Origin of the sequence: Pseudoxanthomonas sp. YR558, from assembly GCF_900116385.1 — a bacterium.
GTDB lineage: Bacteria > Pseudomonadota > Gammaproteobacteria > Xanthomonadales > Xanthomonadaceae > Pseudoxanthomonas_A.
Window position 1 is genome coordinate 1,393,549 of record NZ_FPCI01000001.1, and the last position, 21,765, is coordinate 1,415,313.

The following is a 21,765-nucleotide window of genomic DNA, read 5'->3' on the forward strand; positions in this document are numbered from 1 at the left end:
TCCTATACCGGGTGATGCGTGGGAGCTTACCTCGTCGATGCCGGTTGAACCGTGCGCCGGCCGGGAGCAAGGCTGCGGCACCCCGGAGGACCCTGCATGCCCCGCCTGATCGCCCGCTCGCTGACCCTCGCCCTGGCCACCGCCCTGTCCGGTGGCATGACCCTCCCCGCCCACGCGGCCCCGCAATCCGACGGCGCCAGCCGGATGTCGCAAGCCAGCCTGGAGGCCTCGATCGAAGTGCCGGTGGCGGTGATCCACGCGCTCGGCCACGGCGCCTCCGCGGTGGTCACCGGTGTGGCGGTGGTGGCCGGCAGCGTGGCGGTGACGGTGTCGGTTGCGGCGGCGGGCGTGGTGGCCGGCGCGTCGTTCGTGGTCTACCTGAGTGTGGAGGCGATCCGGCGTTTGGGCATCGCGGTGGGCACGGCGATCAGCGTCGCCGTGGTGGCCACGGGATGGATTCTCAGCGCGGCCGGCGAGGCGCTGTGCTTCATCGCCAACGACGCCGCGCGCCCGCACATCCACAGCCATCGCTACGGCGGATGATCGCGTGATGCGCGCGTTTGCGACATGCCTCTTCGCCTTCGTCCTCGCGCTGCCAGGGACGGTACGCGCGGGCGATGCCTGCAAGCAACTGGAGATGCCGCCGCACAAGGTGGCGGACGCCGCGCGCACCGCGTTGCTGGCGGCGCGGCAACTCGACGAGGTGGATGCGCCGGTCGCGCTGATCGCACGCGTCGGCACCGACCTGTCGAAGCAGGGCCTGGTCTACAGCCACGCCGGTTTCGCGGTGCGCGACCACGCCGAAGGCCGGTGGACGGTGGTGCACCTGCTCAACGAATGCGGCAGCGATCGCTCGGGCCTGTATGCGCAGGGGTTGGTGAACTTCTTCGCCGACGACCTGGTGAACCAGGACCTGCGCATCGTCTGGTTCACGCCCGAGGTCGCCGACCGCCTGGCCACGCGGCTGCAGCAGATGCCACGCCACAGCCTGCACCACCCGCGCTACAACCTGATCGCGCGACCCGGCAGCGAGGACTACCAGAACTCCACCGCATGGATCGTGGAAGTGATGGCCGCCGCGCTCGCCGACCGCGGCATCTACGACCGCCGCAATGCCTACGCCTTCGCCCGCGGCGACGGCTTCGTGCCGGACACGGTGCATATCGCCTATTCCAAGCGCGTACTGGGCGGGTTGTTCTCCGCCAACACCGACTTCACCGATCACTCCGTCGGCACGCGCCTGTCTGGCGACTATCCCGTCGTCACCGTGCGCTCGATCTTCCGCTGGCTGGAGCGCAGCGGCTACGTGCGCGAGCAACGCGAATGGCGGAGCGGCGTGCGGCAGGCGGCGATGGGGCCGGCGTAACCCCTTCCACGAGAAGACCGACATGTTCCTGACCCTGCTCGCCGTCACCCTGTTGCTGTCCGCCGCGGTCGCCTGGGGCGTCACGTGGATGTTCTCCAAACCGATCGAGCGCATCCTCACCCGCATCATCGCCGACGACATCAGCAAGGCGTGGCTGCGCTACATGCAGTTCGCCACGCTGGTGGTCGGCGTCTCGTCCGGCGTGCGCATCCACGAACTGGAGCGCTACATCACCGCGCCGCAGTGGATGGACAAGGACAAGGCGCGGATCATCGCGCTGACGACCGAACGCTGGGTGCTGGAGGTCTACCGCACGGTGATCGAAACGCTGCAGGGCATCGCCTGGATGCTGCTGGCGTTCTTCGCCGTAGCGCTGCTGGCGTATGTGATCGTGCGGCTGTCGGAACTGAAACGCGCGGCGCCTGCCACTTCGTAGGGTGGGCCTTGGCCCACCATCGACATGACGTGCGTCGCCGGCGCGACGCACTGTCCCGAACGCTACGACTACAGGGTATCCATGAGAATTCGATTCATTGCCTTACTGGCAACGTGCTTGTTGGCAGGCTGCTACATGGTCAGCTACGAAGACGTCAGCAATGATCCGAAGTACTCGATGTATGTCGGGACCGAATACCGCACCACATCGGACATGACGGTGTATCGGGTAAGCATGGACCGGAACTACGGTTCTTCGCCCAGCATCTACAAGATCGTCCAGCCGCCGGGATTCGATGGCCCCGAGGTGATCTCCAGGACGCGCTTTCCAGCGGGATCCACGCTGAAGATCCTGACGATCCAGCGATGCAAGGATTGCTACCTGGATACCGAACCGCGCATGCACGCGACCGTACGCGTGACGTCGACCACGCAGTTCGACGATCTGGAAGTACGTGCTGATCTAGGCCTGCTGTCTTCGCACATGCAGACCATCGAGAACCTCGAGCCAAGCCACTGACGCGGGGCGTGACGCGATCCGTCATTCACAAGGCGGTGCGCGGCGGGCCAAGGCCCGCCCTACGACGCATCAGGTCGGGATCAACGTCGAGATGACGTGTTCGAGGTAGGTCTCGAATTCTTCCGAGGTCATGCGCGGCTGCTGCAACTGCAGCGACAGCTGCAGGAAGCCGACATAGGCCGCATAGGTCAGGCGCGCGCGGTGCATGGCGTCGCCGCGCTGCAGGCCTGCCTGGCGGAACATCGCGACCAGATATTCCAGGCGCCGCTGTGAGATGCGGTCGATGACCGGCTGCACGGACGGGTGGTCCAGCGCCTTCAACAACTCGCTGTAGATGATGTGCGGCTTCACTTCGTGGCCGACCAGCTGGAACAGCGCGCGCAGGCGTTCGCGGGGATCCGCGACCTGCTCCAGGCTGCCGAAGATGCTTTCCTGTTCCACGGCTTCCCAGCGTTCCAGCGCGGCCTGCAACAGCGCATCGCGTGACGGGAAGTGCCAGTAGAAGCTGCCCTTGGTGACACCGAGCCGGCGCGCCAGCGGTTCCACCGCCACCGCCGAGACGCCTTGCTCCGCGATCAGGTCGAGGGCGGCCTGCGCCCAGTCATCGGCGCTGAGGCGCGCGTTGCGGGTGGGCGTGGAGGAGGAGCTGTCGGGGCTGGGTGTGTTCATGTTCCGCATTTAACCATACGGCGCGGTGTGTAGCGGTATGTATGCTGCGACGCACAACAAATAAAGCCAAATCAATCGGTTGCATGTGAAACCCGAATGCCCGAACCGATTGACTGCTCTAAATGCGAGAGCCCATACTAGCCCGTATGGTGACACACACCTCTCCTGTCTTCACAGCCTCTTCCAGCGTCACCGGCGCGGGATCGGATCGCGTGCTGAACGGACAAGGGGATGTCGCATTGGCGATCCGCCGCTTCCCATCGCCGCGCGCGCTGCAGGGGCACCCCGCACTTATCTATGCGCATGGCTTCGGCCAGACCCGCGGCGCGTGGAATCGCACTGGCGAACTGATGGCGGCGCAGGGATATGGCGGGCTCGCGTATGACGCGCGCGGCCACGGCGAGTCGGATCGAAACGCGGCCGACCTGCCCTACACCGGCGACCAGTTCGCCGACGACCTGATCGTGGTGGCCGGCGAGCAGCCGGAACCACCGGTACTGGTCGGCGCGTCGATGGGCGGGCTGTTTGGGCTGATCGCCGAGTCGCGCTGGCCCGGCCTGTTCCGCGCCATGGTGCTGGTGGACATCACCCCGCGCTGGGAACACGCCGGCCTGCAGCGCATCCTCGCCTTCATGACCGCGTTCCCCGACGGCTTCGACTCGCTCGAGCAGGCCGCCGATGCCATCGCCGCGTACCAGCCGCAGCGGCGCACGCGGAAATCGCCCGACGACCTGCGCGAGCTGCTGCGCGAAGGCAACGACGGCCGCTGGCGCTGGCACTGGGACCCGCGCCTGGTCGACGAACTCGCGCGCGACAGCGCCCAGCACCAGGACGCCATCGCCGAGGCCGCGCGCCGCGTGCAGTGCCCGGTGCTGCTGATCAGCGGTGGGCGCAGCGACCTGGTCTCGGAGAAGACCGTCGAAGAATTCAAGGCGCTGGTGCCGCACGCGCGCCACGTGCACCTGCCGCAGGCCACCCACATGGTGGCCGGCGACGACAACGACGCATTTACCGCCACCGTGCTGGAATACCTGGCAGGCCTGGCGGCCGCGCCGGGTAGTGCCGAATCCGATGTAACCGAATCCGTGTCCGGAGCAACCCCATGAGCATCGCCATCCCCTTCCTCGCGTTCCTGCTGGCGGGCGCGTTCGCCGCCTACCACCGGCTGCGGCTCGCCTACTGGGCCGCCATTACCGCCAGCCTGCTGGTGGCGTGCTGGCTGCTGGGCGCCAATCCCACCGCGACCCTGGTCGCCGCGCTGGTGGTGCTGGCGATCGCGGTGCCGCTGCTGATCCCGGCGATCCGCAAGCCGCTGATCACCGCGCCCGCGCTGGGCTTCCTGCGCCGCGCGCTGCCGCCGCTGTCGCAGACCGAGCGCATCGCGCTGGAAACCGGCTCGGTCGGTTTCGAAGGCGACCTGTTCACCGGGGACCCGGACTGGAACAAGTTGCTGGCCTACCCGAAGCCGCAGCTCACCGCCGAAGAACAGGCCTTCCTGGACGGCCCGGTGGAAGAGCTGTGCAAGATGACCAACGACTGGGAAATCACTCACATCCACGCCGACCTGCCGCCGGAGCTGTGGGACTACATCAAGAAGAACAAGTTCTTCGGCATGATCATCCCGAAGCAGTACGGCGGCCTGGGCTTCTCTGCGTTGGCGCACCACAAGGTGATCCAGAAGATCGCTTCGGTCAGCAGCGTGGTCAGCTCCACCGTCGGCGTGCCCAACTCGCTCGGCCCGGGTGAACTGCTCAACCACTACGGCACGCAGGAACAGAAGGACTACTACCTGCCGCGCCTGGCGATCGGCCAGGAAGTGCCCTGCTTCGGCCTGACCGGTCCGTTCGCCGGTTCCGACGCGACCTCGATCCCCGACTACGGCATCGTCTGCAAGGGCGAGTGGAACGGCGCGAACGTACTGGGCCTGCGCCTGACCTTCGACAAGCGCTACATCACCCTCGCGCCTGTCGCCACGATCATCGGCCTGGCGTTCCGCATGTACGACCCGGATGGCCTGCTCGGCGATACGCGCGACATCGGCATCACCCTGGCGCTGCTGCCGCGCGACACCCCCGGCGTCGACGTGGGCCGTCGCCACTTCCCGCTGAACTCGCCGTTCCAGAACGGCCCCATCCACGGCAAGGACGTGTTCATTCCGTTGAGCCAGCTGATTGGCGGCGTGGAGATGGCCGGCAAGGGCTGGAACATGCTCAACGAATGCCTGGCCGTGGGCCGTTCGATCACCCTGCCCTCCACCGCGAGCGGCGGGGCGAAGGCCGGCGCGCGCGTCACCGGTGCGTATGCGCGCATTCGCAAGCAGTTCGGCCTGTCGGTCGGCCGCTTCGAGGGCGTGGAAGAAGCCCTCGCCCGCATCGGCGGCAAGGCGTACGCGATCAGCGCGCTGTCGCAGGCCACCGCCGCCGCCGTGGACCGCGGCGACGTGCCGTCGGTGCCGTCGGCCATCGCCAAGTACCACTGCACGAACATGGGCCGCGACATCGCCAAGGACGTGATGGACATCGTCGGCGGCAAGGGCATCATCCTCGGCCCGCGCAACTTCGCCGGCCGCGCATGGCAGGCCTCGCCGATCGCGATCACGGTGGAAGGCGCGAACATCATGACGCGCAGCCTGCTGATCTTCGGCCAGGGCTCGATCCTGTGCCACCCGTACATCATGAAGGAGATGCGCGCGGCGACCGACCCGGACACCAAGGCCGGCATCAACGCGCTGGACGCCGCGCTATACCCGCACATCGGCGGCGCGATCTCCAACGCCGTGCGTTCGTTCTGGTTCGGCGTCACCGGTTCGAAGATCGGCGCGGCGCCCGGCGATGCGTACACGAAGAAATTCTTCCGCAAGCTCGACCGCTATGCGGCCAACCTGGCGCTGCTCACCGACATCTCGCTGGGCGCGCTGGGCGGCAAGTTGAAGTTCAAGGAATCGCTGTCCGGCCGCCTCGGCGACGTGCTCAGCCACCTGTACATGATGGGCGCGGTGCTGAAGCGCCACCATGACGAAGGCACGCCGGAAGCCGACAAGCCGCTGCTGGCCTGGGCCTTCCACAACAGTGCGTACGAGATCGAACTGGCGCTGTCGCAGGCGCTGCGCAATTTCCCGATCAAGCCGCTGGGCTGGCTGCTGTGGCCGGTGGTGTTCCCGTTCGGCCGCCGTGCCGTGGCCCCGGGCGACCGCCTGAGCCATCGCGTCGCCATGCTGCTGATGGCACCGAACGAAGCGCGCGATCGCTTGGGCCAGGGCGTGTTCCTGACCCCGTGCGAGAACAACCCCGGTGGCCGCATCGACAGTTACCTGGCCGCGGCCGTCGCCGCCGAGCCGGTGGAGCGCAAGTTCCTGAAGGCACTGAAGACCAAGGACATCGAAGCCCTGGACTACAGCGCGCAGCTGGACGAAGGCGTGCGCGAGGGCTGGATCACCGTGGAAGAGCGCAAGCAGCTGGAAGAACTGCGTGCGATCACGCTGGACACGATCACCGTGGACGACTTCGACGTGCACGAGCTGCGCGCCGCCAGCTACTACGACCTGCCGCAGACCCAACGGCAACCGCGCGAAGCGGCCTGACGCCACCACGAAAGACACGACGACGGCGGGCATGTCCCGCCGTCGTCGCGACAGGAGCCCACGATGAGCGCCGACGTCCTGAAGATCTACCGCAGCCTGAGCCGCAAACCCCTCGGCCATTGGCTGTTCTCGCGCCTGATCTGCTTCAAGGCGCCCTACTTCGGCAGCATCGGCCCACGCATGGTGCGGCTGGAGCCCGGCCGCGGCGAAGCGACCATCCGCCATCGCCGTTCGGTCACCAACCACCTGGGTACCGTGCATGCGATCGCGCTGTGCAACCTGGCCGAATTCGTCGGTGGCCTCACCACCGACGTCAGCATCCCGCGTTCGATGCGCTGGATCCCCAAGGGCATGACCGTCGAATACCTGAAGAAGGCGGTGGGCACGATGCATGCGGTCGCCACGCCGGCGTTCGAACCGCGGGAATCGGCCGAGGGTTACGACCTGCCGATGGACGTGGTGGTCAGCAATCCGCAGGGCGAACCGGTGTTCCGTGCGCGGATCGGCATGTGGGTGTCGCCGCGTCCGCAGAAGGACGGCTGACATGCTGGTCGCCGCGGCCACACTGATGATCCTGCTCGGCCTGGCGCATTCGGTGCTGGGCGAGCGCTACCTGCTCATCCGCCTGTTCCGTCGTCCCGACTTGCCCAAGCTGTTCGGAGGCACCGCGTTCACCACGCAGACGCTGCGCTTCGCCTGGCACCTGACCACGGTGATCGCGTGGGGACTGGCGGCCGTGGTGCTGCAGATAGGGAGCCTGCCTGATGCCGACGGACGCCGCATCGCCCTCATCCTCGCCGTCACGCTGTTGATCTCCGGCTTGCTGCCGTTGATCGTCACCCGCGGCCGTCACCTGTCGTGGCTGGTGCTGTTCGCGTCAGGTGGGTTGTTGCTGGCGTGGTCGATGCGCTGATCGCGCAACCTCAGCGTAGCGCGGGACAACGCCGGACCCCTGACTAGAGGAACAACACCGCCGCCAATGCCGCGATCGCGGGCAGGCCCTGCACATAGAAGATGCGTCGGCTGACGCTCCATGCGCCGTAGAGCGCCGCGACGACCACGCACAGCAGGAAGAAGACCACCACGTTCCATTGCGCGGTGAACAGCCCCCACAGCAGGCCGGCGGCGAGGAAGCCGTTGTAGAGCCCTTGGTTGGCCGCCAGCACGCGGGTGGTCTCGGCCTTCTCCGGCGTGTTGCGGAAGGTCTTCAGACCGGCGGGCTTGGTCCAGAGGAACATTTCCAGCACCAGGAACCAAGCGTGCAACACCGCCACCAGCACCACCAACACCGCAGCGATCACGTCCATCCAGGCCTCCCGTCATGTACCGGGCAGCATAGCGGCATAGTGCAGCAACGTCAGGAGGCCTTCGCGGCCTGCGATGTGTCGCTCGTCGCACGTTCCGAGGGCAACCTGGACTCTTCGCGCAACAACCGCCACGCACTGAACGTCATCGCGCTGGCGACCAGCAGGCCGGCGCCGAACACGACGTTCGAACCGAACGCGGACAGGAACTTGTGCAGCCAGACGAAGCTCAGGTCGCCGCCGCGATAGATGACGGTGTCGATCGCCGCCCCCGCCTTGTAGCGCCACTCGCGGCCGACCCGCGTGTAGATGGTTTCGCGCGCCGGCTTGGCCAGCGAGAACTCGCTGGCGCGGGTGACCACCTGGACGATGGCGATCATCATGGGCAGCGGCGAGGCCGCCAGGATCGAGAACCCGATGATGATCGCGCAGCCGGGGATCAGCAGCGCCGGCGCGATGCCGAAGCGCGACAGCAGGAAGCGCGTCAGCAGCAGCTGCACCACGAGGGTCAGCGAATTCACTGCGAGATCGAGCGTTGCGAAGTAGTCGGCGCGCTGCTCGGCCGAACTGAACATGGTGCGGGCGATGGCGTTCTGCTCGTTGTAGAGCAGCGTGCCCACGCCGACCCCCATGACCACCATCGCCGCCAGCCAGCGCAGCAGCGGCTCGCGCGCGATGAGCTTCAAGCCCGCCAGCACTTCGCCGCCCATGGGGATCTCGCCGCTGACCTGCTTGCGCATCGCCTCGCGGGCGACGGCCCACGTCCGGAGCTTGACGATGCAGAACACGCAGACCGAGAACAGGAAGGCCGACACCAGCATCATGTTGGGGATGCCCACCCGCACCACCAGGGTCTTGGTCAGCACGGGGCCCAGGAACGCCCCCATCGTGCCGGCCGCACCGATGTAGCCGTAGAACTTGCGCGCCTCGGCGTTGGTGAACACGTCGGCCATGAAACTCCAGAAGATGGCGACGGCGAACAGGTTGAACACCGTGATCCACAGGATGAAGGCCAATCCGCGACCCGCGATGCCGCTGTCGAACATCGCGTAGAACACCAGCAGCGTGGCGATGAAGAAGCCGTAGATGACCGGCAGGAAGACCCGCCGCGGGAAGCGGCTGACCAACCATCCGTACACCGGCTGCAGCACCAGCATGATCAGGAACACGGCGCTGAAAATGAACTGCAGGGTGAACTCGCCGAGCGCGACGCCCCGGTCTGCGAAGAAGGCGATCAGGGCGGGCGGGAAGACGGCCTCGATATCGCTCGACGCCGCCATCGCCTCGCGCACCGGCCGCAGCACGTAATAGCCCGACAGCAGGCAGAAGAAGTAGACGAAAGCCCATAGCAACGGCGGCGATTCGGACATCGCCGTGCGGAACCGGCCGAACCGGGTGGTCGCGGAGGAAGACGGGTCCATGGTCGGCGGCCTGCGATCGCGTCAACGGCGCGGGCAAGGCCCGCCTGTGGCGCGCAAGGTATCCGATGCACTGCAACATCGCCAGCGTTTTTGCCGATGACGCGCCATCCAGGCCCCACGCCGGCCGAAGGCCCCGCGCGAAGTCAGCGCGACAGAGCATTTGCTCTATCCCCCGCCGCTAGGTTCGGCCGGTCTTCGCCATTGGGTTGCACGTGTACGACTACATCATCGTGGGCGCCGGTTCCGCCGGCTGCGTGCTGGCCCACCGCCTGAGCGAAGACCCCGCCTGCCGCGTGCTGTTGCTCGAAGCCGGCCCGCGCGACTGGCACCCCTTCATCCACATGCCCGCCGGCCTGGCCAAGCTGGTCGGTCAGAAGGGCGTGAACTGGAGCTACGACACCGCGCCCGAACCGCACCTGGACAATCGCCGTCTGTGGTGGCCGCGCGGCAAGGTGCTGGGCGGCTCCAGTTCGATCAATGCCATGTGCTACATCCGCGGCGTGCCGCAGGATTACGACGACTGGTCCGACGCCGGCGCGCAGGGTTGGGATTGGGCCAGCGTGCTGCCGTACTTCCGCCGCTCGGAAAGGAACGGACGCGGCGGCGACGCACTGCATGGCGCCGACGGCCCGCTGTACGTCTCCGACCTGCGCTACACCAATCCGCTGTCGGCCGCCTTCATCGAGGCCGGTGCTCAGGCCGGCTACGCGCGCAATGCCGACTTCAACGGTCCGGCCCAGGAAGGGTTCGGCCTCTACCAGGTCACCCAGAAGAACGGCGCACGGTGTTCCTCGGCCGTGGCTTACCTGGACCCGGCGCGCGACCGACAGAACCTCGACATCGTCACCGGCGCGCTCGTCCGCCGCGTGTTGCTGGAGAAGGGACGCGCGATCGGCGTCGCGTATGCCCGCGGCGGGCACGAGGTCGTCGTGCGCTGCGAAGGCGAAGTGCTGCTGAGCGGCGGAGCGATCAACTCGCCGCAATTGCTGATGCTGTCCGGCGTCGGCCCCGCCGACCACCTGGCGTCGCATGGCATCACCGCACGGCATTCCCTGCCCGGCGTGGGCCGGAACCTGCAGGACCATTTGGACATCTGCACGCTGCAGCACAGTACACAACGCGTGACCTATGACCGCACCAGCGAGCTGAAGACCGCGTTCGATTATTTCCTGCGCGGGCATCGCGGCCCGGGCAGCAGCAACATCGCCGAGGCCGGCGCGTTCGTCCGTTCGCCGCTGGCGCCGGACAACCGGCCCGACATCCAGATGCATTTCGTGCCGGCCATGCTGGACGACCATGGCCGCCACCGGCTCGAGGGCGATGGCTACACCGCGCATGCCTGCTTCCTGCGCCCCCGCAGCCGCGGCCGCATTCTGCTGGCCAGCGCGGACCCGCGTGCGGATGCGCGCATCGAAGCGAACTACCTGGGCGACCCGGAAGGGTTCGACCTGAAGATGATGATCGAGTGCGCGAAGCTCTCCCGCGAACTGTTCGCGCAACCTGCTTTCGATGCCTATCGCGGTGCACCGATCCATCCCTCCCGCAGCGACCTCTCCGACGCCGAACTGGTGGCCTTCATCCGCGCCAAGGCGGAGACGGTCTACCACCCGGTCGGCAGTTGCAGGATGGGCACGGACGAGGACGCGGTGGTGGACCCCACGCTACGCGTCCGTGGCCTGGAAGGCCTGCGCGTCATCGATGCCTCGGTGATGCCCACGCTGATCGGCGGCAACACCAACGCGCCCACCATCATGATCGCGGAGAAAGCGGCGGACATGATCCGCCAGCGCTGACCCGCCGCGCATGGTCACTCCATCCACGGATTGCGCATCGGGGGGATTTTCGTCGGGTCCTCGCCGGCTTGGATGCGGGCGACCTGATCCCTCAGCTGGCGCTCGACCTTGCGATCCAGCTTCACCCGCGTCTGTTCCAGCAGGCGGCGGTAGGCGCGCAACGCATCGTCGCCCCGGCCCAACCGCAGGTAGGCGTTGCCCAGTTCGACACCCACGCCGACGTTCTGCGGACGTATGACGGCGACTTCCTCGAGGCGTCGCGCCACCAGGGCGTAGTCCTGCCCATTCTCTTCGTACAGGTACTCCATCACCTTCACGCCGATACCCGACGCGCGCGTTTCGGGCCGCGTCAGCCGACCACGCCAGATACCGACGTAGCCCAGCTGCGCGACCTTGTCCATGTCCTTGAACACCTTCGCCGGGTCCCACTCGAACTGCGGCCACGGCAGCTCATCCACGACGGTGTACACGAACCAGCCCTCCCAGACGCCCGCGGCGTTGGTGTCGTCGAGATCCTCGACGAAACGGTGATACTCGAGGTGCGCGGCACGCCATTGGCGCTCCATCACCCAGTAGTCGGGATACACCGGTTCGCCGGTCGCTGCGATGACGCGACGGTGGAAGTCGCGGATCTCGCCGAAGCGCTGGCCCAGGTCCACGCCCTCGTTGCGGAAGGCGCGGTAGCCGCCCGTCGTCCCTCCGACGAGTTCGTTGTGGTACTCCCACAGGCGCGGTTCGCGGATCGTCATGGCGAAGGCCGCCACGAAGAGCGCGGCGACCACCCCCATCAACAGGCGCGATCGCCGCCGCCAGGCTTCCGCCACCGCACCGCCACCGAGCACGGCTGCGGCCGCCAGCAGCGGTGTCGCGTGACGCACGCCGCCCCAGGCCTGAGGCGAAACGGCGAGCGCGGCGAAATGCAGCACGCTGCCCGCCGCGAGCGCGGCCAGCATCCATCGTGGGGCCGGCGCGAGGGGCGCGCGCAGCGCCAACACAACACCCAGTAGCGCCAGCGCGGTCAATGCAAGGGGGATCTTTGCAGCAAGGATGGCAGGCCAGGTGAACCACGGCGTGCGTCCTTCGAACACCTTGCCCCAGACAAGGTGCAGGGCGCCGCCGCGACCTTCGATGCCGGTGCGCACCGTGTCCGCCAGCCCCCAGAGATAGGCGCGCGGCAACAGATGGAGTTCGTCAGAGAAGGCGATCACGCCGCGCAGCGCGGGCTTGGTGACTTCCGCGACCTTGGCGTCCATCGACAGGTTGAAGGCATCGCCGCCACTACTATCCGCGTGGAAACGGAAGCCGTACTGCGCCCACAGCAGGGCCACACCCAGCAGGATGGCCGCCAAGAGCTTCGCGCACCGTCGCAGGCCCTCGCGCCAGCCATTCGTTCGGATGCCCATACCCGCCGCCACGACGAGCACGCCGCCGACGCCCATCAGCCCGGCCAGCGCCGAGTGCTTCGCGCCCAGCGCCAATCCGACGGTGATGCCGAAGACGGCGACCCATCGCCATTGCCAGGTCGCCGCCAGCACCCCCGCGGCCACGATGACGAGCGAGAGCGTCAAGGCGAGGAGTCCGTCGGTCATGACGACGGGCAGATGCGCGCCGACGGTGGGCTCCAGCGCGAGGAACGCGAGCGTACCGACGGCCCATGCGATACCGGCGGCACGCCACAGCAGCAGGCCGAGCACGACGAGGAGCATGGCGTTCAAGCTCCACATCGCCATCCGGGCCCGTTGCTGCGTGCGTTCGGGATCGTTCTCTTCGAACATCGTCTGTTCGACCCACTCGCGCTCCTGCGCCTTTTCGCGCAGGCCCGGCTCGGGACCGACACGGAAATCCGTCGGCATCCACTGGCCGACCCAAAGCTTGGCCAGCGGTGGATGTTCGGGATTGAGGTGCCGGTCGCCACCGCGCACGTAAACCGTGCCGGCGACGATGTGCCAAGGCTCGTCGACGGTGAAGCTGTCCAGGCGTGTGCCGTACCACGAGCGCACGACGGCCAGCGCCGCGAGCAGGACGATGAGGCTACCGATCAACAGCCGCTGGACGATCGAGGACGGGACCGTACGACGCATGGCGGGGCTCCTGGCATCCGGACGGACAACGAAGGAACAGCACACGACGGTGAGGCGCCCCGGCCTCGCCTGCAGCCAGCCTCATTTGCAGCATGTTCCCGGGGCTCCGAATCCAACGGGAGCCCGCCGGACAATCGGCCAGTCAGCCCTTTTCGAGCATCGGCGGCAGCGGGCAATGCAGCACGCCGCAGATCGTGCGCAGCAGCTCCGCTTCGGCCACGCGCACCTGGTTGTCATGGCTGACGGCCGCGGTCACGGCTTCCACCAACAACTGCTTGGCCAGCGGATCCAGCGCATCGAGCGGTTCCCAGACGTCATCCAGCGCCAACACGCCGTGCGTCGGCGGCGCATAGGGGAGGTGATCGCGCGGCAGCACGCGCTGCAACCCGGCCAGATACGCGTGTTGCGCCTTCATGGGCGTGTCGTGGCCCGCCTGCGCAACGACGGCGAGCAGGGTGGCGAGCGGCCCGCGCACATCGTGCGGCTTGCGGCGCCCGAAGGGCCGGGCCTGCGCAGGCGACAGCGCTTCGCGCACCTGTACCTGCAGCAACCGCGCCAAGCAGTATTCGAAGAGCGAGACCTTCCCGTCTGCGTGTACCGCGGCATCGACAGTGTCGATGAAGGCGTCCAGTTCCGGGCGTGGAAAACGCCGCAGCACCGGAAACGCCAGCGCCGCCAACGGCAGACGATGCGCAGGATGCAGGTCGCGCAGGTGCGTCTCGCGCAGCTGGATCACACGCGCGGCCATGGCTTCGCCCAGGCGTGCTTCGATCTCGAAGCGCTGCCGCGCCGCCACGCTGGCCGCATCATCGATCACCAGTGCCAACAGCAGCGGCATGACATGGTCGCGCTGCTTCGCCAGCAGCCGCAACGGCTCGGGCAGCGTCGCGGCGATGATGCGCGCGCGGCCGTAGTCGTCGGGCGTCGGCGTGGCGACCTGCGCGACCACCATCGGCGGCGTCAGCGGGAGCACGGCCGTTGCCGCCGGCAACGGCGGCGGTCCGCCCGGCACCACGCGCAGGGTCTGGTCTTCCAGCAGTCCATCGGGCGGCGCAACGGCCCAGCGACGCGCGAGTTCATCCAACTGGTGCTGGCCGAACAGCGGATCCAGCAGGCGGATGCGCTGGAGCAGCGGGGGATGGGTGGCGAACAGGCGCGAATAGGCGCGGCCTTCGCCGAACAACATGTGGCTCACTTCCTCCGCCTTGCCTTTGTCCTCCAGCGCGGAGCCGCTGCTCAACCCGGCGATCTTCTTCAGTGCGCCGGCGAGCCCGGCGGACTGACGGGTGAACTGCACCGCGGACGCATCGGCGAGGAGCTCGCGCTGGCGGCTGACCCCGGCCTTGATCATTCGGCCGAAGAACAGTCCCACGAACCCGGCGAGGGCCGCCGCTCCCGCGATCGCGAATACCGGCAGGGCATCCTTCCCACGGCTGCCGCGTCCGTAGACGAGGATCCGCTGGCCGATGATGCCCAGCATCATGATGCCGAACAGCACGCCCATCAGCCGGATGTTCAGGCGCATGTCGCCATTGAGGATGTGGCCGAACTCATGCGCGATGACGCCCTGTAACTCGTCGCGATTGAGACGGTCCAGCGCGCCGCGGGTGACGGCCACCACCGCATCGGCGGGGGCGTAGCCGGCGGCGAACGCGTTGATGCCTGCCTCATGCTCCAGCACGAAGACCCTCGGCACGGGCACGCCGGAGGCGATCGCGATTTCTTCGACGACGTTGCGCAACCGGCGCAGCGACGGCTCCTGGGTGTCATCGGACACCTCGCTGCCGCCCATCTGCTGCGCGACCGCCTCGCCACCGGCGCGCAGGCTAGCCAGACGATACAGCGAGCCCAATCCAATCACCGCCAGCGTGGCCAGCGTCGACACGGCCATCAAACCGATCAGCGAGCCACTGCTCGCACCCTCGCTCTGCAGGCCCACGAGCAGCAGCACGATCAGATCGATGACCAGCACGATGCCGGCGACGGCCAGCGCGAACAACACCACCATGCGGAACGAGCCGCGCCGCGCCGCGGCCTGGTGTTCGAAGAAGTTCATGCACGCCCCTTCATGCCACGATCATCGCGGCGCAGGCCCCCAGCCGCGCCGTCCCCTCGAACCGCATGCGCGAGCACGCGGCACCCTGTTCAGAACTGCACTTTCGGTGCTTCGTGCACCTGTGCGGCTTTCTCCGCGGGTACATCCAATAGCGCCGCCGGTGCGAAGTTGAACGCGCCAGCCAACAGACTGGAGGGAAACACCTCGCGCCTGTTGTTGTACGCCATCACCGCGTCGTTGTAGGCCTGCCGCGCGAACGCCACCTTGTTCTCGGTGGAGGTCAACTCTTCGGTCAGCTGCATCATGTTCTGGTTGGCCTTCAGGTCCGGGTAGGCCTCCGCCACGGCAAGCAGACGCCCCAATCCCGCATTCAGCTGACCCTGCGCGGCAGCCAGCTGCGCCATGGCCTCGGGATCGCCCGGGTTGGCCTTCGCCGCCGAAAGACCGGCTTGTGCGGCTGAACGCGCCGCCACGACAGCCTCCAGCGTCTCCCGTTCATGGCTCATGTAGCCCTTGGCGGTCTCCACGAGGTTGGGGATCAGGTCGAAACGGCGCAGAAGTTGCACGTCGATCTGGGCGAATGCATTCCTGAACGCATTCCGGGCGGTCACCAGCCCGTTGTAGATGCCCACGCCCCACAGAACTGCGACGACCGCCACACCCACAATCAGAAGCAGGATGAACAACATGGACATGGAACTTCTCCCTGTTTGTGCAATCGAAAAAAGCGGCGTTATGATCCCCTCGACAGAGCTTACGCAGGCGTCACGCACGATGAAAGACAAGGCAAGCCGTCGGCGGCTGCGCTCCACCTTCCGGATCGGTCTGGTCGGTCTGCTGCTGCCGCTGACGCTGTCGTCGACGGCGCAGACCCCGTTGCGCTGGACGTCACCCGCGCGCGCCGACGCACCGGCGCCCACCACGGTGCCGACGACCGCGCATTACGGCTCGCCCACGCAGCCGCGCCCTTACCTCGCTTCGCTGTCGGACCAGAAGGTTCAGCCGCTGGCGGTCGGCTTCGATGTCGCCGCGTTCGAGACCATGGCCGAGCACCTGACGGTGGGCCAGCGTGTGCCCGGCCTGGCGATGGCGATCGTGCATAACGGCCGGGTGCTGAGCGCGCGCGGCTACGGCGTCACCGACGTGGCGGCACCGCAGCCGGTCGATGCGCACACCGTGTTCCGCCTGGCATCGCTGTCGAAGGCATTCGCCAGCACGCTGACGGGCCTAATGGTGCAGGACGGCTCGCTGCGCTGGGACAGCAAGGTCAGCCAGTACGTGCCCGGTTTCCAGCTCAGCGACGCGAATGCCACCTCGCACGTGACCGTGGCGGACGTGCTGAGCCACAGCGTCGGCCTGCAGGCGCACAACGCGTTCGATCGCGACATCGAAGCCAATGGCGAGTACTACGACGTCGCCCGCAAGCTCGCCTACGCGCCGCTGAAGTGCGCGCCCGGCGACTGCTATGCCTACCAGAACGTCGCCTTCAGCCTGATCGGCGACGTGGTGTTCGCCGCGTCGGGCACCTTCTACGACCAGGCCGTGGATCGCCGCATCTTCAAGCCGCTGGGCATGAACGACGCCAGCATGGGCTTGGCCGGCATCCAGGCGAGCACGCGCTGGGCACGTCCGCACGTGCGCAGCCGCAATGGCTGGGTGTCGTCCACGCCGAAGCCGACCTACTACCGTTTGCCGCCTGCGGCCGGCGTCAATGCCAGCGCCAGCGATCTGGCGCAGTGGTTGATCGCGCAGACCGGCCATCGTCCCGACGTGCTGCCGGCGCCGCTGCTGGCGACGCTGCACGCGCCCGTGGTGACCACGCCGGGCGAAATGCGCGGCGGTTGGCGTCGCGAGCGCGTCCATTCGGCCAGTTACGCACTGGGCTGGCGCGTGTTCGATTACGCGGGCCATGAAGTCGTGTTCCATGCCGGCGCCGTGCAAGGCTATCGCGGCCTGGTCGCACTGGTGCCTGGCCAGGATCTCGGCATCGCGCTGGTCTGGAACAGCGACAGCTCGCTGCCCTCGGGACTGCTGCCGACCATCCTCGATCGCGCGATGGGCCTGCCCGGCCAGCCATGGGTCGAAACGCCGGCCGACTACGACCTTATGCTTGCGGAATCGCCGGGGGCATCGCCGACCGACGCGGCGAAGGACGGCGGCACCTCATCGCAGCGCGGCACGGCGTCGCCGCGCTGATCGTCCCAGGTGGCCGCTAAGGCCACCTGCTGCCTCTCAGGGCTGCGCGCCCTCTTCCATCGCCTTGAGCTTGGCGAGGCCCTTCTCGTAGTCCGCACCGATCATCTTGTCGAACAGCAGGCCGAGCCAACGCTTGAACGGGTTCATGCCGTGCTCGCTGTCGAATGCCCACGTGACCCGCGTGCCCTGCCCCTCAGGCGCCAACAGATAGCTCGCGTTCGCCTGGCTGCCATCGAAGTCCAGCGCTACCACGATGCGATGGTGCGGCTCGCTGGCCGTGATTTCCTGGCTGCCGCTGCCGACGGAGCGGTTGCCCACCCAGCGCATCCTCGCCCCGACGCCGCGGGCGGGCCCTTCGAACGTGTACTTCGCCTGCGGGTCGTACTCGGCCCACGGCGACCAGGCATTGAAGCGTTCGAACGAATCCAGCGTGGCGAACACCTGCTCGGGACTGCGTGCGATCACGGTGCTGCGCTCGACATGCGTCGCCGACGGCAGCAGCAGGCCGCCGACGGTCAGTACCAACCCGATGCCGACGATGACGGCCAGCACCCACTTGATGAACTTCATGCCTCTCTCCTGGGGAATCGCGAAGACGACAGCCTAGCCGGCCGCCCATAAAAAAACTCTCCCCCCGCTGGGCACAGGGAGAGAGTCCATGGTGTTACGGCTAATCGGGGTTGGCTTAGATCAGCGGAGCCGGGGTTGCCGGCAGCGCGACCGGGGCCGCTTTCTTCTTGGACTTCTTGGCAGCCTTCTTGGCGGGCTTCTTGGCAGCCTTCTTCGCAGCCTTCTTGGCCGGCTTCTTGGCTACTTTCTTGGCGGCCTTCTTCGTGGCCTTCTTCGCGGTCTTCTTGGCAGCCTTCTTAGCAGGCTTCTTGGCGACCTTCTTGGCAGCCTTCTTCACGGACTTCTTGGCGGCCTTCTTCGCCGGCTTCTTGGCGACCTTCTTGGCTACCTTCTTAGCGGCCTTCTTGGCGACCTTCTTCACCGCCTTCTTGGCCTTGGCGACCTTCTTGGCGACCTTCTTGGCTGCCTTCTTCACGGTCTTCTTGGCAGCAGACTTCTTGGTGGCCTTCTTGGCGGCCTTTTTGGCGGCCGGCTTTTTCTTCGCAGCTTTCTTCGTTGCCATGTGATGGCTCCTCGTCAGTGAACTATGGATTTTTACGTCTGGTTACAGCACATCTGCCCGAAGGCAGGCCCAGCTGCAAGAAACGCCGCGGGAGTCGGACCCGTCGGCAGCCGCCGCCGCGACACGCGCGGCGAAGCGGATTCCCCAGGGGACCGGGCGTGCGAAACCCGGCTCCCTACAAATACGAAAACACCCGCGTCGCTCGGCGACGCGGGTGTCTTGGATTGGGTGCGTTGCGTTTTTCCGGGGGAAGCGAGGCCGGCGTCCACCCCGATCCGGGTGACGATGGTCTGTGTTGTCTCTCGCGCTGTCGTGTTGATTCGACTCACTCGCTTCCGCAGCATGCTCTGCTTGGGGCGAAACCTAATCACGGTTTTTCAAGGTGTCAACACCTGGCCGCAACTTTTTTTCATCCCGCCCACTGCATGCGTCGGCGGTGACCGGTGCCGACGCACCCTGCCGACTGCCGTCGATGTCGTCGCGCATCGCGCCTCGGAAAAGCACGCGTGAAAAAAACATCGGGAAAACGCGCATATTTTTTTGCGCGGTTCGCGAATCGGCGCTGACGGCATGCCTGCATGTTGCTCCCGCTCAACGCTCGGATCGACGCCCGAACGGCTTGAACGCAGGCTAAAAAAACTTCCTCGGGAGGCGTCGGATTCCGTGTCGCACAAGCCCGAATGCGCCGATTTGCGCAAAAATTTTCCCGCCTGTTGGCGATGCCTTCGCCACCTTGGACGCGCGAACAACACGCGCGCCGGCATGCACCGACATCCCGATCCACCGTCCACGACCATTGCGATCGAGGTGTACCGCGCGTTCCGTTTTGCCGTTCGTCGGTCACGGTCGGATGACCGCGTCGGGATTCCGACGTGTCGTTCTCGGGCTCTGCTCCCCGTGCCATCGGTCACGCGTCGAGCACGCGCCCGATCGCGGCGGCGGAAACGAAACGGGGAGCCGGCGACGACGGATCCGCTCCGTCGCCATCGGCTCCCCGCAGGGAGACAGCCTGTCGGGCTGACTCAGTGGTCTTCGTCTTCGATCAGTTCGGCGTAGTCGTCGGGCGAGAGCAGCTCGTTGAGCTGTTCCGGCTCTTCGGCCTGGATCACGAAGATCCAGCCGTCGCCATAGGCGTCTTCGTTGATGGTCTCGGGCTTGTCGGCGAGCGAGGCGTTGACCTCGAGCACGGTGCCGGTCACGGGGCTGTAGACGTCGGACGCCGCCTTGACCGACTCCACCACGGCGCTGGCGTTGCCGGCTTCGATGCGGTCGCCGACGTTGGGCAGTTCGACGTACACGAGGTCGCCCAGCAGGCCCTGCGCATGGTCGGAAATGCCGACGGTGACGCGGCCGCCACCTTCCAGGCGGGCCCATTCGTGGGACTTGAGGAACTTCAGATCGCCAGGAATTTCGCTCATGGGGTACTCCGGAAAAGTGCGGTGGGTCGGGGAAGAGACGATAGTTTAGCGGAGGAATGCGCGGGTGAAGGAAGCGGCGCGCGGATCACTCGATCACGCCCGGCTGCGGCTGGCCGTCGCGCACGAACGGGAACTTCACCACGCGCACCGGCACCTCGCGGCCACGGATATCGACGCGCACGTTGCCCGCGGCGCCCAGCGGGATGTCGCCGGCGGGGACGCGCGCGAAAGCGATCGCCTTGCCTAGCGTCGGCGAGAAGGTGCCCGAGAGGATCTCGCCGTCGCCGTACGGCGTCAGCACCTTCTGGCCGTGGCGCAGCACGCCCTTCTCGTCCATCACCAGGCCGATCATCTGGCGCGGCGCACCGGCGGCCTTCTGCGCTTCGAGCGTGGCACGACCATTGAAGGTGCGCCCTTCGTCGAGCGCCACCGTCCAGGCCAGGGCGGCTTCGTAGGGCGAGACGGTTTCGTCCATGTCCTGGCCGTACAGGTTCATGCCGGCCTCCAGGCGCAGCGTGTCGCGCGCGCCCAGGCCGGCGGGCTTCACGCCGGCGTCGAGGAGCGCGTTCCAGAACGCCACCGCCTGCTCCTGCGGCAGGACGATCTCGTAGCCGTCCTCGCCCGTGTAGCCGGTGCGCGCCACGAACAACGGCGTGCCGGCTAGGCTGTTGGCCTCGGCGGCGGCGAAGCGCGTCAGCTTGCCGACCTTGGCGCGATCTTCCTCGCGCAGCAGGCCGTGCACGCGATCGCGCGCGGTCGGGCCCTGCACGGCGACCATGGCGAACTCGGGACGTTCGGTGACGGCAACGGCGAACGGAGCGGCCTGGGCGCCGATCCATGCGAGATCCTTCTCGCGGGTGGCGGCGTTGACCACCAGGCGGAAGAAGTCTTCGGCCATGTAATAGATGATGAGGTCGTCGATCACGCCGCCCGCCTCGTCGAGCATGGCGGTGTAGAGCGCCTTGCCCGGCTTCTGCAGCTTGTCGACGGAGTTGGCCACCAGGTGGCGAAGGAAGTCGCGCGTGCGGTCGCCGCGCAGGTCCACCACGGTCATGTGGCTGACGTCGAACATGCCGGCGTCGCGGCGCACCTGGTGATGCTCCTCGATCTGCGAGCCATAGTGGATCGGCATGTCCCAGCCGCCGAAGTCGACCATCTTGGCGCCGAGCGCGCGATGGGTGTCGTTGAGGATGGTCTTCTGGGTCATGGCGGGTCCTGGGACAGGCAAAGAGGGCCATTATCCCAGAACGCACCAGCGCGGTGCGCCGCCGTCAGAGGCCTTCGTAGGCTGTGTTGATGCAGTCCACGGAGCCGGCTTTCAGCGGGGTGAAGCGTCCGGCAGGCAGTTCGATGCGACCGGCCCAGGCGACGTCGCGCAACCATTCGCCATCATCGTCGTGCTGGCGCACCAGGGCCGCCACGCGTGCATCCGGCTGGCGGTCGATGCGGCAGTTGCCGAATTGCAGGTAGTAGTCCTGCCGCCCCTTCGGATACGGCTGCGCGTCGGTGATCTGCCAGCGCGCGCGATTGCCGTCGCGGCCCGCCATCTTGCCGGCCACGACGAAGCGTGGCACCGGCGCCGCTTCGGGATCGGCCGATGGCGCCGCCAGGACCGACACCGAGTAGTCGCATACGTGTTCGTACGCATTGGAATCGGACACGCAACTGCCGCCCATGTCCTCCAGCGCGTCGGGATAGGGTGGCACCGTCAGGCCGACAAGCTGCTGGCCGTCCACCGGCGCGGCCGGCAGCAGCATGCTCATCCACGCTGCCAGCGCCACGCCTTGCCCCATG

General features: G+C 67.1%; 21 protein-coding genes. 10 read left to right on the forward strand and 11 right to left on the reverse strand.

Annotation, left to right across the window (positions count from 1 at the left end):
• Nucleotides 1-96 precede the first annotated feature (96 nt).
• From BM365_RS06715 to BM365_RS06730, 4 genes are all read left to right on the forward strand, one after another.
• Nucleotides 97-543, forward strand: coding sequence for a hypothetical protein (locus BM365_RS06715; protein ID WP_093487698.1), 447 nt, complete (start codon nucleotides 97-99; stop codon nucleotides 541-543).
• A 7-nt stretch (nucleotides 544-550) separates the two neighbouring features.
• Entirely contained in the window at nucleotides 551-1,366 is an 816-nt protein-coding gene (locus BM365_RS06720) for a DUF2145 domain-containing protein (RefSeq protein ID WP_093487700.1), read from the forward strand.
• A 22-nt stretch (nucleotides 1,367-1,388) separates the two neighbouring features.
• Nucleotides 1,389-1,802, forward strand: a complete 414-nt coding sequence (locus BM365_RS06725; RefSeq protein WP_093487702.1) for a hypothetical protein — start codon at nucleotides 1,389-1,391, stop codon at nucleotides 1,800-1,802.
• Between the two features lie 135 nt (nucleotides 1,803-1,937).
• The gene (locus tag BM365_RS06730) at nucleotides 1,938-2,321 is read left to right on the forward strand and encodes a hypothetical protein (protein WP_093487704.1); all 384 of its coding nucleotides are present in this window, start codon (nucleotides 1,938-1,940) and stop codon (nucleotides 2,319-2,321) included.
• Nucleotides 2,322-2,390: 69 nt separating this feature from the next.
• Here BM365_RS06730 and BM365_RS06735 read toward each other — a convergent pair whose 3' ends face one another.
• Nucleotides 2,391-2,999, reverse strand: coding sequence for a TetR/AcrR family transcriptional regulator (locus BM365_RS06735; RefSeq protein WP_093487706.1), 609 nt, complete (start codon nucleotides 2,997-2,999; stop codon nucleotides 2,391-2,393).
• 137 nt (nucleotides 3,000-3,136) lie between these two features.
• Between BM365_RS06735 and BM365_RS06740 the strand changes: the two genes are divergently transcribed.
• The 4 genes from BM365_RS06740 to BM365_RS06755 all read left to right on the forward strand — a co-directional run bounded on the left by BM365_RS06740 (nucleotide 3,137) and on the right by BM365_RS06755 (nucleotide 7,483).
• Complete coding sequence (locus BM365_RS06740; protein WP_093487708.1) at nucleotides 3,137-4,096, forward strand: alpha/beta fold hydrolase; 960 nt, start codon at nucleotides 3,137-3,139, stop codon at nucleotides 4,094-4,096.
• On the forward strand, nucleotides 4,093-6,570 hold the full coding sequence (locus BM365_RS06745) for an acyl-CoA dehydrogenase (protein ID WP_093487710.1): 2,478 nt from the start codon (nucleotides 4,093-4,095) through the stop codon (nucleotides 6,568-6,570). Before BM365_RS06740 ends, BM365_RS06745 begins: the two co-directional genes overlap by 4 nt.
• Nucleotides 6,571-6,633: 63 nt before the next feature.
• Nucleotides 6,634-7,113: a hotdog fold domain-containing protein gene (locus BM365_RS06750; RefSeq protein WP_093487712.1), complete on the forward strand. Its 480-nt coding sequence runs from the start codon at nucleotides 6,634-6,636 to the stop codon at nucleotides 7,111-7,113.
• A 1-nt stretch (nucleotide 7,114) separates the two neighbouring features.
• Nucleotides 7,115-7,483 (forward strand): hypothetical protein, encoded by a 369-nt coding sequence (locus BM365_RS06755; protein ID WP_093487714.1) that lies wholly within the window; start codon nucleotides 7,115-7,117, stop codon nucleotides 7,481-7,483.
• A 43-nt stretch (nucleotides 7,484-7,526) separates the two neighbouring features.
• On the opposite strand, the gene BM365_RS06760 is transcribed toward BM365_RS06755, so the two are convergent.
• Together BM365_RS06760 and BM365_RS06765 are read right to left on the reverse strand one after the other, a co-directional pair.
• Complete coding sequence (locus BM365_RS06760; protein ID WP_093487716.1) at nucleotides 7,527-7,877, reverse strand: DUF1304 domain-containing protein; 351 nt, start codon at nucleotides 7,875-7,877, stop codon at nucleotides 7,527-7,529.
• 50 nt (nucleotides 7,878-7,927) lie between these two features.
• Nucleotides 7,928-9,295, reverse strand: coding sequence for an NTP/NDP exchange transporter (locus BM365_RS06765; RefSeq protein WP_093487718.1), 1,368 nt, complete (start codon nucleotides 9,293-9,295; stop codon nucleotides 7,928-7,930).
• A gap of 212 nt (nucleotides 9,296-9,507) precedes the next feature.
• Here BM365_RS06765 and BM365_RS06770 point away from each other — a divergent pair, with 212 nt between their 5' ends.
• Entirely contained in the window at nucleotides 9,508-11,088 is a 1,581-nt protein-coding gene (locus tag BM365_RS06770; RefSeq protein WP_093487720.1) for a GMC family oxidoreductase, read from the forward strand.
• 14 nt (nucleotides 11,089-11,102) lie between these two features.
• On the opposite strand, the gene BM365_RS06775 is transcribed toward BM365_RS06770, so the two are convergent.
• The 3 genes from BM365_RS06775 to BM365_RS06785 all read right to left on the reverse strand — a co-directional run bounded on the left by BM365_RS06775 (nucleotide 11,103) and on the right by BM365_RS06785 (nucleotide 15,914).
• Nucleotides 11,103-13,169 (reverse strand): tetratricopeptide repeat protein, encoded by a 2,067-nt coding sequence (locus BM365_RS06775; protein WP_093487722.1) that lies wholly within the window; start codon nucleotides 13,167-13,169, stop codon nucleotides 11,103-11,105.
• Nucleotides 13,170-13,311: 142 nt separating this feature from the next.
• Nucleotides 13,312-15,225, reverse strand: a complete 1,914-nt coding sequence (locus BM365_RS06780; RefSeq protein WP_093487724.1) for a M48 family metallopeptidase — start codon at nucleotides 15,223-15,225, stop codon at nucleotides 13,312-13,314.
• An 89-nt stretch (nucleotides 15,226-15,314) separates the two neighbouring features.
• Nucleotides 15,315-15,914, reverse strand: a complete 600-nt coding sequence (locus tag BM365_RS06785) for a LemA family protein (protein WP_199186248.1) — start codon at nucleotides 15,912-15,914, stop codon at nucleotides 15,315-15,317.
• A gap of 85 nt (nucleotides 15,915-15,999) precedes the next feature.
• Between BM365_RS06785 and BM365_RS06790 the strand changes: the two genes are divergently transcribed.
• On the forward strand, nucleotides 16,000-17,421 hold the full coding sequence (locus BM365_RS06790) for a serine hydrolase domain-containing protein (RefSeq protein WP_093487728.1): 1,422 nt from the start codon (nucleotides 16,000-16,002) through the stop codon (nucleotides 17,419-17,421).
• A 36-nt stretch (nucleotides 17,422-17,457) separates the two neighbouring features.
• Here the strand turns inward: BM365_RS06790 and BM365_RS06795 are convergent, their stop codons facing one another.
• The 5 genes from BM365_RS06795 to BM365_RS06815 form a co-directional block, all read right to left on the reverse strand.
• On the reverse strand, nucleotides 17,458-17,991 hold the full coding sequence (locus BM365_RS06795) for an SRPBCC family protein (protein WP_093487730.1): 534 nt from the start codon (nucleotides 17,989-17,991) through the stop codon (nucleotides 17,458-17,460).
• Between the two features lie 115 nt (nucleotides 17,992-18,106).
• On the reverse strand, nucleotides 18,107-18,553 hold the full coding sequence (locus BM365_RS06800) for a histone (RefSeq protein WP_093487732.1): 447 nt from the start codon (nucleotides 18,551-18,553) through the stop codon (nucleotides 18,107-18,109).
• A 1,022-nt stretch (nucleotides 18,554-19,575) separates the two neighbouring features.
• Nucleotides 19,576-19,971 carry a glycine cleavage system protein GcvH gene (gene gcvH, locus BM365_RS06805; protein ID WP_093487734.1) on the reverse strand — a complete coding sequence of 132 codons (396 nt, stop codon included), beginning with the start codon at nucleotides 19,969-19,971 and terminating at the stop codon, nucleotides 19,576-19,578.
• A gap of 85 nt (nucleotides 19,972-20,056) precedes the next feature.
• Entirely contained in the window at nucleotides 20,057-21,178 is a 1,122-nt protein-coding gene (gcvT, locus tag BM365_RS06810) for a glycine cleavage system aminomethyltransferase GcvT (RefSeq protein WP_093487736.1), read from the reverse strand.
• A 64-nt stretch (nucleotides 21,179-21,242) separates the two neighbouring features.
• Nucleotides 21,243-21,734 carry a hypothetical protein gene (locus tag BM365_RS06815; RefSeq protein WP_175502046.1) on the reverse strand — a complete coding sequence of 164 codons (492 nt, stop codon included), beginning with the start codon at nucleotides 21,732-21,734 and terminating at the stop codon, nucleotides 21,243-21,245.
• Nucleotides 21,735-21,765: the final 31 nt, after the last annotated feature.

Coding starts and splice junctions, on each gene's coding strand:
- BM365_RS06725 (WP_093487702.1), top strand. CDS start 1,389: ATGTTCCTGACCCTGCTCGCCGTCACCCTGTTGCTGTCCGCCGCGGTC.
- BM365_RS06785 (WP_199186248.1), bottom strand. CDS start 15,914: ATGTTGTTCATCCTGCTTCTGATTGTGGGTGTGGCGGTCGTCGCAGTT.
- BM365_RS06795 (WP_093487730.1), bottom strand. CDS start 17,991: ATGAAGTTCATCAAGTGGGTGCTGGCCGTCATCGTCGGCATCGGGTTG.
- BM365_RS06800 (WP_093487732.1), bottom strand. CDS start 18,553: ATGGCAACGAAGAAAGCTGCGAAGAAAAAGCCGGCCGCCAAAAAGGCC.
- BM365_RS06790 (WP_093487728.1), top strand. CDS start 16,000: ATGAAAGACAAGGCAAGCCGTCGGCGGCTGCGCTCCACCTTCCGGATC.
- BM365_RS06815 (WP_175502046.1), bottom strand. CDS start 21,734: ATGAGCATGCTGCTGCCGGCCGCGCCGGTGGACGGCCAGCAGCTTGTC.
- BM365_RS06760 (WP_093487716.1), bottom strand. CDS start 7,877: ATGGACGTGATCGCTGCGGTGTTGGTGGTGCTGGTGGCGGTGTTGCAC.
- BM365_RS06775 (WP_093487722.1), bottom strand. CDS start 13,169: ATGCGTCGTACGGTCCCGTCCTCGATCGTCCAGCGGCTGTTGATCGGT.
- gcvT (WP_093487736.1), bottom strand. CDS start 21,178: ATGACCCAGAAGACCATCCTCAACGACACCCATCGCGCGCTCGGCGCC.
- BM365_RS06715 (WP_093487698.1), top strand. CDS start 97: ATGCCCCGCCTGATCGCCCGCTCGCTGACCCTCGCCCTGGCCACCGCC.
- gcvH (WP_093487734.1), bottom strand. CDS start 19,971: ATGAGCGAAATTCCTGGCGATCTGAAGTTCCTCAAGTCCCACGAATGG.
- BM365_RS06780 (WP_093487724.1), bottom strand. CDS start 15,225: ATGAACTTCTTCGAACACCAGGCCGCGGCGCGGCGCGGCTCGTTCCGC.
- BM365_RS06730 (WP_093487704.1), top strand. CDS start 1,938: ATGGTCAGCTACGAAGACGTCAGCAATGATCCGAAGTACTCGATGTAT.
- BM365_RS06735 (WP_093487706.1), bottom strand. CDS start 2,999: ATGCGGAACATGAACACACCCAGCCCCGACAGCTCCTCCTCCACGCCC.
- BM365_RS06740 (WP_093487708.1), top strand. CDS start 3,137: ATGGTGACACACACCTCTCCTGTCTTCACAGCCTCTTCCAGCGTCACC.
- BM365_RS06750 (WP_093487712.1), top strand. CDS start 6,634: ATGAGCGCCGACGTCCTGAAGATCTACCGCAGCCTGAGCCGCAAACCC.
- BM365_RS06765 (WP_093487718.1), bottom strand. CDS start 9,295: ATGGACCCGTCTTCCTCCGCGACCACCCGGTTCGGCCGGTTCCGCACG.
- BM365_RS06720 (WP_093487700.1), top strand. CDS start 551: ATGCGCGCGTTTGCGACATGCCTCTTCGCCTTCGTCCTCGCGCTGCCA.
- BM365_RS06755 (WP_093487714.1), top strand. CDS start 7,115: ATGCTGGTCGCCGCGGCCACACTGATGATCCTGCTCGGCCTGGCGCAT.
- BM365_RS06745 (WP_093487710.1), top strand. CDS start 4,093: ATGAGCATCGCCATCCCCTTCCTCGCGTTCCTGCTGGCGGGCGCGTTC.